The sequence below is a fragment of the Mesorhizobium sp. B2-5-11 genome (genome assembly GCF_006440835.1).
GTDB lineage: Bacteria > Pseudomonadota > Alphaproteobacteria > Rhizobiales > Rhizobiaceae > Mesorhizobium.
The window spans coordinates 88027-104525 of the sequence record NZ_VFUK01000012.1 but is presented as its reverse complement, the minus strand read 5'-3'; the positions used below and the strand labels follow the sequence as shown (position 1 = coordinate 104525).

At 60.8% G+C, this 16499-nt stretch carries 15 protein-coding genes; 7 read left to right on the top strand and 8 right to left on the bottom strand.

Features of this window, described 5'->3' with window-relative positions; all coding sequences use genetic code 11:
- The first annotated feature begins 463 nt into the window (after nt 1-463).
- The 4 genes from FJ490_RS27660 to FJ490_RS27645 all read left to right on the top strand — a co-directional run bounded on the left by FJ490_RS27660 (nt 464) and on the right by FJ490_RS27645 (nt 4620).
- Nucleotides 464-2470 (top strand): DUF4838 domain-containing protein, encoded by a 2007-nt coding sequence (locus tag FJ490_RS27660; RefSeq protein ID WP_140498456.1) that lies wholly within the window; start codon nt 464-466, stop codon nt 2468-2470.
- A gap of 757 nt (nt 2471-3227) precedes the next feature.
- On the top strand, nt 3228-3557 hold the full coding sequence (locus FJ490_RS27655; protein WP_140498457.1) for a DUF768 domain-containing protein: 330 nt from the start codon (nt 3228-3230) through the stop codon (nt 3555-3557).
- A 79-nt stretch (nt 3558-3636) separates the two neighbouring features.
- Nucleotides 3637-4137 carry a metallophosphoesterase family protein gene (locus FJ490_RS27650; protein ID WP_140498549.1) on the top strand — a complete coding sequence of 167 codons (501 nt, stop codon included), beginning with the start codon at nt 3637-3639 and terminating at the stop codon, nt 4135-4137.
- 177 nt (nt 4138-4314) lie between these two features.
- Nucleotides 4315-4620: a hypothetical protein gene (locus FJ490_RS27645; RefSeq protein WP_140498458.1), complete on the top strand. Its 306-nt coding sequence runs from the start codon at nt 4315-4317 to the stop codon at nt 4618-4620.
- Between the two features lie 134 nt (nt 4621-4754).
- Here FJ490_RS27645 and FJ490_RS27640 read toward each other — a convergent pair whose 3' ends face one another.
- From FJ490_RS27640 to FJ490_RS27605, 8 genes are all read right to left on the bottom strand, one after another.
- Nucleotides 4755-5939 carry an FAD-dependent monooxygenase gene (locus tag FJ490_RS27640; RefSeq protein WP_140561295.1) on the bottom strand — a complete coding sequence of 395 codons (1185 nt, stop codon included), beginning with the start codon at nt 5937-5939 and terminating at the stop codon, nt 4755-4757.
- Nucleotides 5936-6658: a class I SAM-dependent methyltransferase gene (locus FJ490_RS27635; RefSeq protein ID WP_140525311.1), complete on the bottom strand. Its 723-nt coding sequence runs from the start codon at nt 6656-6658 to the stop codon at nt 5936-5938. The genes FJ490_RS27640 and FJ490_RS27635 overlap by 4 nt, the downstream gene beginning before the upstream one ends.
- On the bottom strand, nt 6659-7744 hold the full coding sequence (locus FJ490_RS27630; RefSeq protein ID WP_140513489.1) for a type III polyketide synthase: 1086 nt from the start codon (nt 7742-7744) through the stop codon (nt 6659-6661).
- 446 nt (nt 7745-8190) lie between these two features.
- The gene (locus FJ490_RS27625) at nt 8191-9378 is read right to left on the bottom strand and encodes an extracellular solute-binding protein (protein ID WP_140525310.1); all 1188 of its coding nucleotides are present in this window, start codon (nt 9376-9378) and stop codon (nt 8191-8193) included.
- A gap of 34 nt (nt 9379-9412) precedes the next feature.
- A complete protein-coding gene (locus FJ490_RS27620; protein WP_140525309.1) occupies nt 9413-10174 on the bottom strand; it encodes a glucosamine-6-phosphate deaminase in 762 nt (253 codons plus the stop codon).
- Nucleotides 10175-10176: 2 nt separating this feature from the next.
- Complete coding sequence (locus FJ490_RS27615; RefSeq protein WP_224519138.1) at nt 10177-11229, bottom strand: LacI family DNA-binding transcriptional regulator; 1053 nt, start codon at nt 11227-11229, stop codon at nt 10177-10179.
- Nucleotides 11230-11440: 211 nt separating this feature from the next.
- Complete coding sequence (gene uxuA, locus FJ490_RS27610; protein WP_140561305.1) at nt 11441-12625, bottom strand: mannonate dehydratase; 1185 nt, start codon at nt 12623-12625, stop codon at nt 11441-11443.
- 35 nt (nt 12626-12660) lie between these two features.
- Entirely contained in the window at nt 12661-13335 is a 675-nt protein-coding gene (locus FJ490_RS27605) for a GntR family transcriptional regulator (RefSeq protein WP_140686375.1), read from the bottom strand.
- Between the two features lie 229 nt (nt 13336-13564).
- Between FJ490_RS27605 and uxaC the strand changes: the two genes are divergently transcribed.
- From uxaC to FJ490_RS27595, 3 genes are all read left to right on the top strand, one after another.
- Nucleotides 13565-14965 carry a glucuronate isomerase gene (uxaC, locus tag FJ490_RS27600; protein WP_140728634.1) on the top strand — a complete coding sequence of 467 codons (1401 nt, stop codon included), beginning with the start codon at nt 13565-13567 and terminating at the stop codon, nt 14963-14965.
- 2 nt (nt 14966-14967) lie between these two features.
- On the top strand, nt 14968-15141 hold the full coding sequence (locus tag FJ490_RS32865; RefSeq protein WP_181165373.1) for a hypothetical protein: 174 nt from the start codon (nt 14968-14970) through the stop codon (nt 15139-15141).
- A 158-nt stretch (nt 15142-15299) separates the two neighbouring features.
- Nucleotides 15300-16475 carry an extracellular solute-binding protein gene (locus FJ490_RS27595; protein ID WP_140498552.1) on the top strand — a complete coding sequence of 392 codons (1176 nt, stop codon included), beginning with the start codon at nt 15300-15302 and terminating at the stop codon, nt 16473-16475.
- The last annotated feature ends 24 nt before the right edge of the window (nt 16476-16499 follow it).

Genomic DNA, 16499 nt, shown 5'->3' with positions numbered 1-16499 from the left:
TTCACCAGATCCGCAGGTGCCATCCGATCGGGCCGGCCTCGGACGACCCGACCTTTGTCCGGAATCGGCAAAACGACGAGATGAAGAAGCCACTGAAGCACTCAGTGAGACTGTCAAAAGAATGTGTTCGATCATGATAAGCCTCCAAAAGAGGGCATTGCTTGTCCCGTGGAGATGGATAGTTTTTTCGAGAAAAATCGCGGATATCTCGATTAATTCTTTGAGCCCTTTAAATGAGATAGGACTCTGTGTGCACGTACCTACTATACAAAGAGAACCCTTACACACTGATCTTCGCCTTGGCCCCGAACTGCAGACTGGCGAGCAATGGATCGGCATGCGGGCAAGGGAAACGTGACGGCTGAAGCATGCAAAGCTTACTTGATACAAATTGTTGTGAACGCCCGTCCTCGTAAAAAGGGTCTACATTCTTGGATGCGCGCGCATAAGTGAGGTCTTTGGCATGGGGCCGTTATCGCGAAGGACGTTTGCACAGGGAACGGTTCTGGGCCTGTTACACTGGCTTGGCTTTACCAACCCTGGCAATGCGGCCACTCAATCTTCAGCTGGCGTAACGCTTATCGCCGGCGGCAGACCTGCGGCAACGCTCGTTATTTCGGATCAGCCGAGTGGCTCTGTTCACTACGCCGCCACGGAACTCGGCTGGCACATAGAAAAAGCGACCGGCATCCAACCTACCATCACAACTGAAAACCATGTCTCGCCGGCTGGCTTGCGTAACGCCGCCCATATTTTTCTGGGCGACACCCGGTTCGCCCGGGCAGCCGGAATCACATTCGGCGCATTGGCGCGTGAAACCTGTATCATCCGAACCGTCGGCAACCATCTGTGCATCGCCGGCCTCGATCATCCCGGCAGTGCACTCGACCAAAACACGTCCGCGGGCACCCTCTTCGGCGTGTACGAGCTCCTTGATCGCTATTTCGGTGTCCGATGGCTATGGCCAGGTGAACTGGGAACGTTTGTCCCAAAGGCACAGTCCTTGGTGATCCCCGCGCTTGATTACGTCGTTACGCCCCGGTTCATGCAGCGTCGCGTGCGCGCTGGGGCTGGCTTCACGAGCGAAGAACATCCCGAAATGGGTTTCACCGCAGCAGCGGCGAAAGAATATATGAAAGCCCAGGCCACGTTCCTGCGTCGCCACCGAATGGGCCGCAGAGTACCCACGAACTACGGTCACGCTTTCGTCGACTGGTGGCAGCGGTATGGCACCGAGCATCCCGAATGGTTTCAATTGGTCAGAGGCAAACGGGGCCCGGTGAGGCTGGGCGCTCGCTTCTCGATGTGCATTTCCAATCCGGGCTTGCGAGAAGAGATCGTCTCGCAATGGCGTGAGCATCGGAGCGCCTCTGCGGGACAGCCAACTTTCGTCAATGCGGTCGAGAACGACATCCCGGGGCAGTGCGAGTGCGAAATATGCAAAGCGCTGGATGGCCCAGAGCCGCCTGACTATCGAAAGTTCATTCCGTCGAAGTCGAAGATCGCCAGCAAGCCTTTCGTATCGGACCGCTATGCGCGTTCATGGCAAGCCATTCAGCGGATAGCCGCGAAAGACGACCCTAACGCGGTCGTGGTGGGATACGCCTATATGAATTACTTCGCGGCACCGACATCGGGAATCAAGTTGAACCCGAATATCCTGATCGGGTTTTGCCCATCGGCCTGGTACTATCCACGCAGCGGCGAAGAGCAGGACTGGATAAAAGACCAGTGGCGCGGATGGGCGGCAACGACTGCCCAGGTGTTCATGCGCACCAACTATTTCCTGGATGGCTACTGCATGCCGCACATATTCGCCGGCCAGTTCGCCGACGAGTTTCAGAACGCGGCGCGAAACGGGATGGTCGGAACCGATTTTGACTCGCTGACAGGCCATTGGGCGACGCAAGGTCCAAATCTCTATTTGTTGATGCGCCTGCAGACACATCCTGAGACTGCCGTGGAGTCATTGTTGTCGGAATATTATTCAGCCTTCGGACCTGCGGCCGACGACGTCAAAAGCTATTTTGATTATTGGCAGGCGTATACTTCGAACGCTCGCGCCCAGCTGCGGGAGGGGTTCGAGGCTCTTGGAGCATCTCGTTGGCGAAGCTGGGCGAAGGCGGCGCACGCTGTCTATCCAGAGGAGAGTTTCGCGCCGGCGGAAGCCTTGCTTGACAGGGCGGCAGCCTCCGCAATCCAAGATCCGGAAGCCTCGATGCGGGTGAAGTTTCTTGAGCTGGGATTGCAGCATGCGAAGCTGTGCTCGCGAGCGGCCAGCAAGCTCACGCTCGGCGATCCGCAATCCGCCTATGAGCGCGGAAAGCCGGAACTGGAAGCGTTGCTGCAATTTCGGCGATCATATGAGCATATGTGGATATCCAACATGAATCACTGCGCGTGGGTGGAGAGCCAGAGTTGGATCCTGCCGGGCTTTGCGATTCAATCTCCGGACCTTGATCCGGAATGATCCATCTATTTTGAAAGAAGATTTGCGGGAAGCTAGCTGGCCAAGCCGCGCGATATCGCGCCCTGGCCAGCTAGGGAGAGGTGGTCGGCGTTGTGCCAGGCACTGCCGACTGTGCTCGGTGCAGTTGCGGGAGCGCTTCTGTCCATGAACGGGGGGACTGCGTCAAGACAGGCGACAGACACGACAATCACCTCGCAATTTTTCCTCAATCGCCGGAGAGGACACGTCGTGCTGCGCGGAAGTCGGTGCCTGGCTCTGGTTTCCCGATGTGAGGCCGAGACTTGCCGGACTGCATTTTTCCTGTCGGCTTTGAGCTGTGTTACGTTGCCCTTGAACCGGTGGATCGGACCGAGGGGACTAGGGTCCGAAACCCGATTTTCATCCTGTTTGGCTGACACCTCCCATTGTTTTGGGAGCTGTGAACCACCTGGGCATTTCGCGATTCGAAGGCGAACCTTCAACCGCGCCCTAGAGTATTGTTAGGCCCAGGTACTTCCCACCTCCCTTTATAGAACGCGGGAAGTCTGTAACCTATGACTGCAAATTGTAAGCTGACAGTTTGGGGCTACTCCGTTCGGATACCGTGTGTTGCCGACGGCAAGGGCCGCGGCACCGATGGCAGCGGCAATGGCCATGCTCAACCGGCGCGTTCATCGGATCCCCGGTACCCAAGGTCAACGTCACAAGAGTCCGCAAAGTGTAGCCAGGAACATGGAACAACCGCTCTCAGCAGCAGTTGTCCGGTTCAGGAGGCAATATGAGCGCGACGATCGAGTTCTTTCGAACCTGGCTGCAGGAGAATGTCGGAAACCTGGCGACCGACACGCAAGTCAGCGTCGCGGTGTTGGCCCAGCAATTCGAGCAGGATGCGGACGCCGCAGGATACGGGCGCGAGGTTCGCGAAGAAGATATCGGCAACATAGAGGACGCCATCCAGCAGGCCCTCGACAAGGCGAACGCAGCCAACGGCCGGCAACCAGTTCCGGAGGAAGATGGCTCGCTTACGCCGATTATCGAAGGTCTTGAGGCTGCGGAGCCTGAACACTCAGCGTCTGCCGCCGGTGACGGCCGTAAGGAAGGAAGCTGACGAGCGCGTACAGCCGAATACCGGATCGTTAGTCCGGCGTATCGGGCTGGGTCGATCAGCGAGGGAAGTCGCGCGCAGGATGATCTTCTTCACGAGCGATACTCATTTCAACGATCCACGCATCCTGCGAATTGATCGGCGGCCGTTCGGCTCGCTGGCAACGCATGACGCGGCGCTGATGAGCCTCTGGAACGAGACCGTCGGCTCGGACGACGAGATCTGGCATCTGGGTGATTTTGCCCGCCCGAAGGCCGGCATCGAAAACATCCTGTCGCAGCTCAATGGGCGCAAGCACCTGATCATCGGCAACAATGACGGAAGCGATGCAACGCTCGCATCTGGCTGGGCCAGCATCCAGCACTATGCGGAACTGGTGGTGGACGGTACCCTCCTCGTCCTGTGCCATTATCCGTTTCGGACCTGGAATCAGATGGGCAAGGGATCGGTGAATTTGCACGGCCATTCGCATGGCAAGCTGAAGCCGCTTACTCGCCAGCGTGATGTCGGCGTTGACGTGTGGAATTTCCGGCCGGTTTCCCTGCCGATCCTGCTCAGCAAGCACAACCGTCGATCAGGCTGAGCGTGGCCCGTCGCCACTGACCGCAGTCGTCCTTTATACAGTTCTGGATGTGCTTCGCTCAGCATCAAAGCCGGACAAGAATGAAGATCGATCACGATTTTCCGTTACAGGAACAACAAGGACGGCGCTCCGTTGGGAAAGTGATCGCAACAAGCGATTTAACCAATGGAGGCACTTATGATGAAAACGATCTTGGTCGCATCCGCCCTGTCCTTAGCGCTCGCCACATCCGCCCTGGCCCAAACGAGCGGCTCGGGCAATGCCGGCGGTACCGCAGGCGGCGGCATGAACAACAGCGGCACGAGCGTCAACGGCTCCGGCAGCACCACGGGGACCGTCACAACTGATCCGAATGCGACGAACTCGACCACGACAACACCAAACGGCATGAATGACCGTTGCAAGGACACTGCGGGCAATGACGTCGACACCAATACCGCCAGCGGCACTGCCACCTCGCCGTCCCAAAATTGCAACAAATAGTTCCGCCAGCAGAATTCAGCTCAGGCCCGGCGATGACCGGGCCTGAGACATCATGTCGAATCGCAAGGCTGGGGCTATCGAAAGACGGAGTGCATGACCGCTATAGCGTCTTGGAGCACAAAGTCTTGAGCCTCTCAGTCGCACGCGATCGGCAGCGGTTTCGTCTTGCCGGTCAATCTGGCTCCCAGCGTCAGGCTGTTCGGGAAACCGCTGACGAACGTGTTCATCGCGGCAGCGGACATGGGATGGGAGGCAAGGCGCGCCAACAAGGCAGCCACGCGAATGCGGGTTGCAAATTGGCTGTTCCAGCCCTTCGAATAGCGGCGTCCAACAGCAATCCTTGCCGCTCGGTCCCAACGGGCGAACCTAGCCAGTTCATTGGCCAACAACCAGCCTGACTGCAAGGCCATCGAGATGCCTTCAGCGATGATGGGATGGGACTCACCGGCGAGGTTGCCCACCCGAAATATGTCGTTGGCAAAACATGGGCGTATGCCAGGCCGTATGGGACCTGCGGCGAGCCATTCGCCATCGAGCGTGGCATTCACGATCGTGGAGGCGACACGGGGACACGAAGCAAGGATATGCGCATGAACAGCTTGGGCTGCCGACGAGGCGTTGCCTTTTTTGCGTAGCCTGATCAAGGCGTCGCGGCGTATGCAGCACGACAGCGACATCCTGTTCCGGTCGGCCCAGACCATGCCGCCATAGCCGCCCGGAAATGCCAGCAGGGGCATGAGGTCGCGGTCGAGCTCAGCGCCGGTGAAATGAGCCTTGAATCCGAAAAGATCGTGCGGCGCGTTGGTTTTCGGCAGGTTCGTCGGAAGCCTTCCTTGTTCCCACGAGCCATGCGCGGCAATAACGACCGGCGCAACGAGAACTCCCTGATCGTGCTTGCTTTCGATCCGAACCATAGCGTTGTCACCATCGGTGGTGATCTCCGCCGCCCGCCAAGGCTGGAACACGTCGGCTCCGGCATCGCGAGCCGCATCCAAAAGCATGCCATCCAGAACGTCGCGCCCGAGCGCGCGTCCAAATGCATCTCCCGCGGCCCGCGGCATGCCCGCATCCGTGCCGGGACCCGATGCAAAAAGTGCAACCCGCTTGACCTCCGGACCGGCTTTGGCGCGAACCGCGGCGCCTCCGCCCAATCTATCCAATAGATCCAGATTGACCGCGGACATGAATTCCCCGCAAACTTTGCGGCGCGGGAATTCACTTCGCTCGACGATAGCAACGGCGCGCCCCTGGCCGCTCAAAGCCAGGGCCACCGAAGAACCACTTGGCCCGGCGCCTATGACGATGGCGTCGTACATCATGGCAAACCTTCCGAAGCGCGGTCGACGGCAAGGAAGGCATGGGTAAACGGTCCAATTCTGCGTTCTGCACACTGGCGCCTGAAATCCGGGGGCCATAGGCTGGAAAGCTCATGACCCGCAAAACCGGCGCGGACGCTTGCCGGCGCATCGTGCAAAGTCACCTCGTTCGCGCCAATGATATGCAGAAGCGAGCAGGCTCTTAAGGCAATGGCGTTTCGGCTCGGCTCGGTGGCGAGAAACACTGGCGCCAGAGGGCGAAGCGCCAAAAACAGGCGTTTCAGGGCTGCGTCCGGAAAATGGTGCAGAAACAAGTTGGCCGATACCACATCGAAGGCGCCGGCTCGGGGGCTTTGGATCCATTCGAAGACATCATCGATGATGGTTTCGACCCGCCAACCAAGTGCGTAGAAATCAGCGAACCGCCTGTCTGAAATGAGGTTGAACTGGTCAAGCATGACCAGGTCGACATCTGTCCAGCGCCGGGCGAGGCGCTTTGCGACGGAAAGCATGAATGCTCCATCGCCGGAACCAATTTCCAAAAATCTGGTCGGGCTTTTGCGCACGCTTGCCTTCAACAGGCTGGCCATGATCGCGCTCTGAAACATCAGTGCGTTTATCCAGGCGAGATCACGCCGCGAACCGACGGCCCTTGGATCGTCGGGAGGCAAATTGTCGAGCAGTTCCCGCTCGATCCGACGATGGTCGAGATCATTGGCCATTCAGGTATCGCCGGCTGTGTGGAACATCATCGTCTCGGTCGTCAGGCCAGGTCCGAATGCCATGGCACAACCCACACGGTCTTCCTTTGTGGCCTCGCGCAGCATTCGCTCGAGTACGAACATGACGGTAGCAGAGGACATGTTTCCGTTTTCACGAAGGACCTCGCGGGAGGTCGACAACGCGTCGGAACGGAGATTCAGCGCGCGCTCCACTGCGTCGAGAACGGAGCGGCCGCCCGGGTGGACGGCCCAAAGGTCGACGTCTGAAACGCTCCTGTTTCCCAGAATGCTGCCTATGTCTGTGCCGAGTGCATGGTGGATTGCGGCGGGAACCTCTCCCGACAACACCATGTCGAAACCGTCGTCATGTATGTTCCAGGTCATGAGGTCGCGGCTGCCGCCATCGACGAGCGCGTGAAAACTATCCAGTCCTATGCCAAAAGGACTGGCGCTTACCGACGCAGCCGAGCAGCCATCGCCCCACAGGCAGAACGAGAGCAGCTTTTCAAGGTCGGAGGTCTCCTTGAGGTGAAGCGTACAGAGTTCGATGCTGACCACCAGAACCCGGGCCTCGGGTTCCGACCGGATGATGTGTCGTGCCTGCTTGAGTGCGTTGATCGCTGCATAGCAACCCATGAAGCCGAGGATTGTGCGCTCGATGGAGGTCGGCAGGTTGCACCGGGCAATTATTTCCAGATCCAGGCCGGGGGCGGAAAACCCCGTGCAGGTGGTGACGATCAAATGTGTGATACGGCTCCTGTCCTGACCATGAAGGAGCTTCTCCACGGCCTGTTCAGCCAGAGCGGGCGCTGTGGCCGCGAACATCTCCATGCGCTTTGCCGTGCCTGGAAACGCGCCGCGTTTGAAAACACCCTCCAAATCGACACTTGGGCCTTCAGGATCATCGGCGGGCGCAAAGCACGAATAACGATGCTCTATTCCGCATCTGTCCGCCATGCGATCAAAGATCGCCCGGCGACGGGGATTTGCCGTCAACTGGGAACCGGCAAATTGAAGAAAGAAGCGGTGAACGCCATTCTCCGGAACGGCTGCCGCAATCCGGTTGATGAAAGCTTGAGCGGGCATCTTTTCCTCGGCCTACAGCTTTAGGCTGGTGTACCGCGGGCGGTGACTACGAACCCGACCGGGTCGGGACCAGCCCCTGAGAGGTGGTAAACACCCTCATAAACGTTCGGGACAGATGAAAGCTTCCCTCGTCCTCGACGATTTCCAAGGTGCCGGCCAATGGCGGCACCAAGCGCAATTGGAGGCATCCTCGGCGGCGCAGGCGGGCGAGCGTCGAATGTGGCACCGTACGCAACGGATGCCGCATTCGCATCAGGATGGATGGCACCGCGGCCGCCATATAGCCAGACGAGTCATCCATTCCTTGACCGGCCAAGGCCTTGGCCAGTCGACCGCGATCTCGGTCGGACCGGCGGGTTCCCCGGACCACCAGGGATCGTCAAGGCGGCTTAGCTATCATGGCAGCGGGGACAAACCGCTGTCGAATGGCCGTGCGCGGAGATACCCTATTTGGCGTTTTTGGCCCCGCCGATCTCCTTGTCCCACTTCTCGAACATGGCAACCAGCGGTTTGGCGTCGAGCGGCGGTTCGATCGGGTTGTCGGCGATCATCGCGGCATATTCGGGCCGGCCGAAACGCTTGATCGTGTCCTGGCTGTCCTGCGGCGCCATCTCTATCGGCACGTCCCTGATCGACGGGCCGGGGTACATGTAGCCGTGATCGTACATGAATGCCTGCTGCTCGGGCTCAAGGATGAAGGCGATCAGTTGCAGGAGAACGCCGAGCTTTTCGTCGGAAACGCCCTTTGGGATAGCCACATAGTTGGCGTCGCTGACCCAGTGGAAGCCCTTCAGGGTCGCAATCTTGTAGTCTTCGGGAACGATGCCGAGATAGCGCGGATTGATGTCCCATCCGGTGGTCGTGGCGATGATGTCGCGCGTGCCGTCACCCAGTTCCTTCATGGTGACGGTCGTGCCGGAGGGATAATAGTCGATGCAGTCGTTCAGTTCCTTGAGATAGGCCCAGGTCTTCTCCCAGCCGTCGATAGGATCCAGCGGATCCTTGTCGCCGAGCAGGTAGGGAAGGCCCATGACGAAGGTTCGGCCGGGGCCGGAATTCGCCGGGCGCGCATACATGAACTTTCCCGGATGCGCCTTGCACCAGGCAAGCAACTCTTCAGCGGTCCCAGGAAGGTCCTTGACCCGATCCGGCGCATATTCCAGGAGCGGGCCTGACGGATACCAGCTATCGACGAAGGCTTGGCCCTTCGCCATCTGCTGCATGGCATAGGCGCCCGGTAGGTAGCGCTCGTCGAGCTTGGGGAACATATCGGCGTAGTCGGGCAGGATCTGGGTCCACAATCCCTGGTCGATGCCCGCGGCAAGAGCGTCGTTACCGGTGAGCACGAAATCGATGTCCAACCGGCCTGCCGCCTGCTGGGCCTTGAGCTTGGCGGCAAGTTCGGGCGCGGGCGCCTGCGTGTAAACGAACTTCGAAATCAGTTCCGGATGGGTCTCGGCGAACTTTTCAAGCGCCCGCTGGCTGAGTTGCAGGTCGCCGGCAACGTCGACCACATTGATGACCAGCGGTTCCTTCGGCTTCGGGAACTCCTTGGCAAGCACGAAAACCGGCCTTGCCGCCGCGGCAACGCCAGCACCCAGGATCGTTAGAAGGGCATTGCGTCGGGTTGTCATTGGTGTCTCCTCCCTTTCTAGGTTGCGTGGACGGTTATTCGCCCACGGTGTCCGGCACTTCGCGAAGCAGAGCAGCCGATTGCGGATCGAGAAACAGGTGGCAGTCGGCATGCCTGCGCAAGATACCGGCCGGCACCATCGGCGAGATCGGCGCTTCGACCGTATCGCGCACCGCCTCGGCCTTGCGGCGGTCCGGCACCGCCAGCACGATCAGACCGCTTTTCATGATCTGGTTGACGGTCATGGAGATCGCCCTGTGCGGAACGTCTTCCAGCGTCGGAAACCAGCCTTCGCCGAACTGCTGGCGGCGGCAGCGGTCGTCCAGCGTTACCAGGTGGAACGGTGCGGTCGTCTCGAAGTCCGCGGGCGGATCGTTGAAGGCGAGGTGGCCGTTCTCGCCAATGCCCGCGAATGTCACATCGATGGGGTGACGCTCAATCAACGCATTGATGCGCGCCACCTCGGCACCTGGATCCGGCACGTCCCCGTCGATGAAATGAAAGGCCCCGAGCGACGGCAGCAACGCGGTGAAGCGCTCCTTGAGATAGCGCCGAAAACTGGCCGGATGCGTATCCGGCATGGCGACATATTCATCGAGGTGAAAGCCGGTGACGCGCGACCAGTCGATGTCATCCCGCTTCACCAGCGCGGCAAGTACCTCGAACTGGCTGGCTCCGGTGGCGACGACGATATTGGCCGCCCCGCGCGCCTCGATCGCGGCGCGGATCGACTGCGCCCCCAGTTCAGCGGCAGCGGCGCCCAGCAGCTTTTTGTCCGGTTTCACGTAAATTCGCATGATCACTCCGTGGTTGTAAGTCGATCGAGCCCCGCCGTTTCTCGCTGCGAGCACGGGGCCTGGGTTGTCGCCCTGATGACGAATTCGGTGACGAGATTGATGCGCTTGTGCGCGAGCGGCTTGCCTTGCAGCATAGCGACGAGAAGCTCGACCGCCTGCCTGCCGGCCTCCGCGCAATGGGTTGCGATGGACGTCAGGGGCGGGAAAAGGGTCGGCGCCAGTATGCCGTCGCAGCCGATCACGCTGTAGTCGCCCGGCACCGACAGGCCGCGCGCGGCAAGCCCGGCCATGATGCCTTGCGCCATGACATCGTCGAATGCGAGTACGGCGGTCGCGCCCGTCAGGACGAGTTCATCGACGCAGGCCTGGCCGGCCTCGAAGCTTGGCCGCGAGGTCGGAACCCGTACGATCTCAACCCCAAGCTCGGCGGCCCTCCTGGTCACGGTGCCGTAGCGCTGGCTGTTCGACCAGGAGAATGCCGGCCCGGCAACATAGGCGATCGATCTATGGCCCAGCGAAACCAGATGCTCCAGCGCCTGCCCATAGCTTGGCCCGCTATCGACCAGAAGCCGTACCATGCCGGGAATGTCGCGGTTGACGAGGACGCAAGGCCGCCTCCGCGCATGTTCAAGGATCTGTTTCGTGTGCAGGCGCGAAGAGGCGATGATGAAACCTTCTACCTGCGCTGACAGCTTGGTCAGGAGAATGTCTTCCACTTCCGGCGTCTCGTCAGAATCGCCGATAAACGTCGCATAGCCACATTCGCGGGCCGTCGCCTGCCCCCCACGCATCATCGCCGCGAAGAACGGGTTGGTGATATCGGGCACGATTAGCGCGATGTTGCCCATCCGGCCGGTGCTTAGTGCGCGCGCGGCATGATTGGGGACATAGCCGAGCCGCGCGGCGACCGAGTGAACCCGCGCGACCGTCTCGCGACTGAGAAGTTCCGGCCGGCTGAAAGCACGCGAAACGGTAGCCGAAGAGACGTTGGCGGCGTCCGCCACCTCGCTCAGCGTCGGTGTTGAAGATGAATTGTTCCGCCTTCGGTCAGGCATGCGCGTCCCCATGCAAGCGCTTGCATGAAAGCGCTTGCACGAAGTCGTGTCAAGGGTTGATTGGCCTAGAACAGGTCGGATAGTCGGGCTGTCCCCCGAGGCACTCCTCCACAGGCGGAAACCGACCTAATGCCGATCGACGTCAGACATAGGTCAGGATCGGCGCAGGCGGACCGAAGCCGCGCCGATCACGGTAGGCATTGCCGCGCCGTCAACCCTTCGACTGGAGCGCGTGGATCACGCCGCGCAGTTCCGCCAGACCGCGCAGGCGACCTATCGCCGGATAGCCCGGATTCACCGTTTTTGTGAGATCATCCAGCATGCGGTGGCCGTGGTCGGAGCGGAAGACGATGGTGTCGTGCGGTTCCCGTTTGCCGTCTTCGGCCAACAATTCGCGCAGTACCGCAACCATGTCCACGTCGCCGTCCAGATGCGCCGCTTCATGGAAGGTGCGGCCATCGCCTTCGCGCTTGGTCGCCCGCAAATGTGCGAAGGGGATGCGCGACGCGAAGTGCTTCGCCATCGCCGGAAGATCGTTGTCGGCGCGCACGCCAAGGCTTCCGGTGCAAAAGCACATGCCGACGGCCGGCGACGGAACTGCCTCGAAGAGCGCGTTGTAGTCGGCGGCGGTCGAGGCCACCCGCGGCAGACCAAAGAGCGAGCGGGGCGGATCGTCCGGATGCAGCGCAAGCCGGACGCCGCTGCTCTCTGCGGCGGGCGCGATCGCCGCCAGGAATTCGGTGAGATGGTGGCGCAGCCGGGCGGCATCGATGCCCGCATAACGCTCCAGCCGGTCGCGAAATTGCGGGACCGTCAACGGCTCCGTGGTCGAGCCCGGCAGCGCACTGGCGATGTTGGCGACGAGGGTCGCGGCCTCCTCTTCGCTCATCGCCTCGAAAACAGCTTTCGCCCGCTCGCGGTCCTCGTTCGAATAATCGGCTTCGGCTCCCCTGCGCTGCAGGATGTGCAGGTCGAAGGCTGCGAACCGGTCCTGGTCGAAACGCATCGCGGTCGCGCCGCTTGGCAGTTCGTAATCGAGATCGGTGCGGGTCCAGTCCACCAGGGGCATGAAATTGAAACAGATGATATGGATGCCGTTGGCCGCAACCGCTTCCATGCTGGCGATCCAGGCCTCGATCTCGGCTTTCGCCTCGCCGCCGTGGCGCTTGACAGCGTCAGGGACCGGTATGCTTTCAACGACCGACCAGACAAGCGGCGAGCGGTCGGACGGCGTATCCTCGATCATCGCCTTGCGCGTCGCCACCTCCGCCTTCGTCCAGGCACGCCCGATCGGGACTTCGTGCAACGCCGATACGATATCGGTGGCGCCGGCCTGACGCACGGCATCGAGCGGAACCCCCGCATCCGGCCCAAACCATCTCCATGCCTCGCGCATTCGTCATTTCTCCAACTATTTCAGGGCTGGTCGGCTCAAATAAACCAGTCGGGGTAGGCGTCGCGCAGTTGCTCGACATCGGGAATGACAGCGCCCAGATGGATTCGCATGGCCTCGCAGGCAGCCTTAACGTCATGCGCCGCTATAGCGTTGCGGATGACCGTATGCTCGCCAATCACATGGTCCATGCGGCCGAGCGCGGGCAGCGTCATGCGTCGCGCCCGGTCGATCTGCACCTTGACCGGCTTCAGATAGTTCCAGATGCCGGAATAGCTGGCTATTCCGGCAATCGCCTCGTGAAAGGCCTCGTCGGCCTCGTGAAAGCCGTTCATGTCCTGTCGTTCGGCAAGGAACCGCTGCCGCGCCAATATGTCGTCGAGCTTTCCCACATCGTTGCCGTTTGCGCATTGCGCGGCCTTTTCGACCGTGGCGCCTTCCAGCGCCTTACGGATGACGACGGCTTCGGGAATGAGCGAGATCGGTATCGGCGCGACGAAGGTTCCCGACTGAGGATAGATATTGACCAGCCCGTCTTCGACCAGGCGAATCAACGCCTCGCGCACCGGCGTGCGGCTGACACCGAAACGCTCGGTCAGCACCTTTTCATTCAAGGCGTTGCCGGGCTTAAGCTGCATGGATACGATCGCCTCGTGCAGTTCGCGGTATACTGCGGACGCAGCCGTCGTACGCACGATGCCCGGCCGACGCATCTTCGTTCGAACGGGGGCGGCGTCGCGGTCGGAGCCCGCAATGCCCGCATGCGCCTTTGCTAATGTCATTTCTCAATCCCCGATCTTCAATCAGTTGACATATTAATATATTATTCCTTACTGTTCGCCAATATCGGAACGCCGCTTCATCCCAAATTATGATCGCGCGCATTCAATCGCCCCTCCCTTCCGAACGCCGCTTTCGCGGCTCGACCGCAAGGATTTTGCAATGCCGCTTCATCCCGACAGGCTTTTTTCGCCTGACCCTACCGTCCGTTCCATCGCCAGGCGCCTCTATGAAGGCGTGCGTGCCTTGCCGATCATCTCCCCGCACGGCCATACCGAGCCGGATTGGTATGCGTATGACCTGCCGTTCCCGGATCCGGCCACGCTGTTCGTCAACCCCGACCACTACATTTTGCGCATGTTCTATTCCCAGGGAATGCGCATGGAAGATTTCGGCGTCCCGCGGCTGGATGGGGGGCCGATCGAAACCGATCCTCGCAAGATCTGGCGCCGCTTCGCCGAGAACTACGCCCTTTTCCGCGGCACGCCGACGCGGCTGTGGTTCGAGCATTCGCTGGCAACGGTCTTCGGAATCGAAGAGCGGCTCGGCGCGAAGAATGCCGACCTTCTTTATGACCGCATCGCCGAACAGCTCGAGCGGCCGGAGATGCGCCCGCGCGCGCTCTACAAGCGTTTCAACATCGAAGCCATCTCAACGACGGACACCGCCACCGATGCGCTTGCCGCGCATGATGCGATCAAGGCTTCCGGATGGGACGGCCGGGTTGTGCCAGCCTACCGGCCAGACGCCGTCGTCGACCCTTCGCGCAAGGGTTTCCATGCCGAGGTGGAGCGGTTCCTGGCGTTGGCCGGAACGCCGGCCAGCTATCCCGGCTATCTTGAGGCGCACCGAATCCGCCGTGCATATTTCAAGCAGCGCGGCGCGACGTCCACCGACCACGGCCATCCGAATGCCCGCACCGCCGACCTGTCGAAGGCGGAAGCAACGGCTCTGTTCAACCGGGTGCTGAAGGCCGATGTTTCGCCCGAGGATGCCGACCTGTTCCGCGCGCAAATGCTGACCGAAATGGCGCGCATGAGCGTCGAGGACGGCCTGGTCATGCAAATCCATCCCGGCTCTTTCCGCAACCACAACCCGCAGATTTTCGCCGAGTTCGGCTTCGACAAGGGCGCAGACATTCCCACCGGCACCGAGTATGTCCACGACCTCAAGCCGCTCCTCGACGCGTTCGGCAACGACACGCGCCTGACATTGATCCTGTTCACACTGGACGAGACGGCCTATGGGCGCGAGCTTGCGCCGCTTGCCGGGCATTATCCGGCGCTGCGCCTCGGCCCGCCCTGGTGGTTTTTCGACAGCCCCGAAGGCATGTACCGGTTTCGCAAGCTTACCACGGAGACAGCCGGCTTCTATAACACTGTGGGCTTCAACGACGACACCCGTGCCTTCTGTTCGATCCCCGCGCGGCACGACATGGCGCGCCGCGTCGACTGCAATTTTCTCGCGGAATTGGTGGCTGACCACCGGCTCGACGAGGACGAGGCGCAGGAAGTGGCGCACGATCTCGCCTACCGCCTGGCCAAGAAAGCCTATAGGCTCTGACCATGGCGCAGCGGCTTTTCAATCGGACCTGGGTGACCTGCCGGCCGGGATCGGGCGCGCGGACCGCAAAGATCGGCTTGGCTGCCCAACTGGCCGCCGTCTTCCTGCGGCTGAAGCAGGTCCTCGGCACCGATCTCCCGGCCGAGCCCATTTCGCAAGCCTGGGAACCGTATTGACCGATCTTTTGAACGACGGCGCCGCAGCCGCCGTGGCATGATTGGCGCAGCGGTTCATGCACGGAGCAGAAAGCGGTTGTTTTTGATGACTGGTAGATTAATATATCAAAATTGAAATCCTGCCGGACAAGACAGGACCAGCGGAGGAGATGAAGATGATCAAGATCACTCGGCGACAGGCAGTCGGCGGATTAGCCGGCATGGCGGCGCTTCCGGTTGCGCGCGCGTTTGCCCAGACCGCCAAGCTGCCGACCGCGCCCGTCACCATCAATATCGTCGATGTCGCCGGCAATCTGGCGCTAACCCAGAAGGCGATCGAGAATTACAAGACGGCCAAGCCGGAACTGATCTCGAACATCGTCTTCACCAAGGCGCCCGCCCCCGAGCTTCCCGGCAAGATCAAGGCGCAGCAGGCGGCGAACCGCGTCGATATCGACCTCGTGCTTACCGGAACGGATGCGCTGTCGGCAGGCCTCGAGATGGACCTGTGGGTCAAGCTGCTTCCTGACGATTCGGGCGCCTTGCCGAAGCTGGCCGATATCTATCAGGAGCCGGCAGCGCGCATGCAGACGCTGGCCAAGGACCACGGCGTCGTCGTCACCTACTACCCGTCCGGGCCGCTGCTCGAATACATGCCCGACAAGGTCAAGACGGCGCCGACCACGGCGGAGGAGCTTCTGGCCTGGGCCAAGGAAAATCCGAACCGGTTCCTCTATGCGCGCCCGGCCAATTCCGGCCCCGGCCGCACCTTCCTGATGGGTCTTCCCTATCTGCTCGGCGACAGCGATCCGAAGGATCCGGTCAAGGGCTGGGACAAGACCTGGGCCTATCTTAAGGAACTGCACAAATACATCGAATATTATCCGACCGGCACCGGTGCGCTGATGAAGGAACTCGGCGAAGGCACGCGCGACATGACGGTGTCGACGACTGGCTGGGACATCAACCCGCGCGTTCTCGGCGTCGTGCCGAAGGAAGCCAAGGTTGGGGCGCTGAAAGGCTTCCATTGGGTCGCCGACGCCCATTACATGTGCGTGCCGAAAGGGGTCAGCGACGAAAAACTGGCCGTGCTCAAGGACCTGATGGCATTCCTGCTGACGCCTAAGCAGCAGGCCTATACCTATGACGAGGGCTATTTCTATCCGGGCCCGGCGGTTAAGGATGTCACCCTCGACATGGCGCCGCAGGAAAGCCAGGATGCGATCGCCGAATTCGGCCGCACCGAATATGCCGACCTGATCGCCAACAACCCGATCGAACTGCCGCTGGAGCCAGCTTCGATGGTCACGGCATTCCGAATCTGGGACGAACAGGTCGCCGCCACCGCGAAATGACAAACCTTTGATTGTCAGCGCATA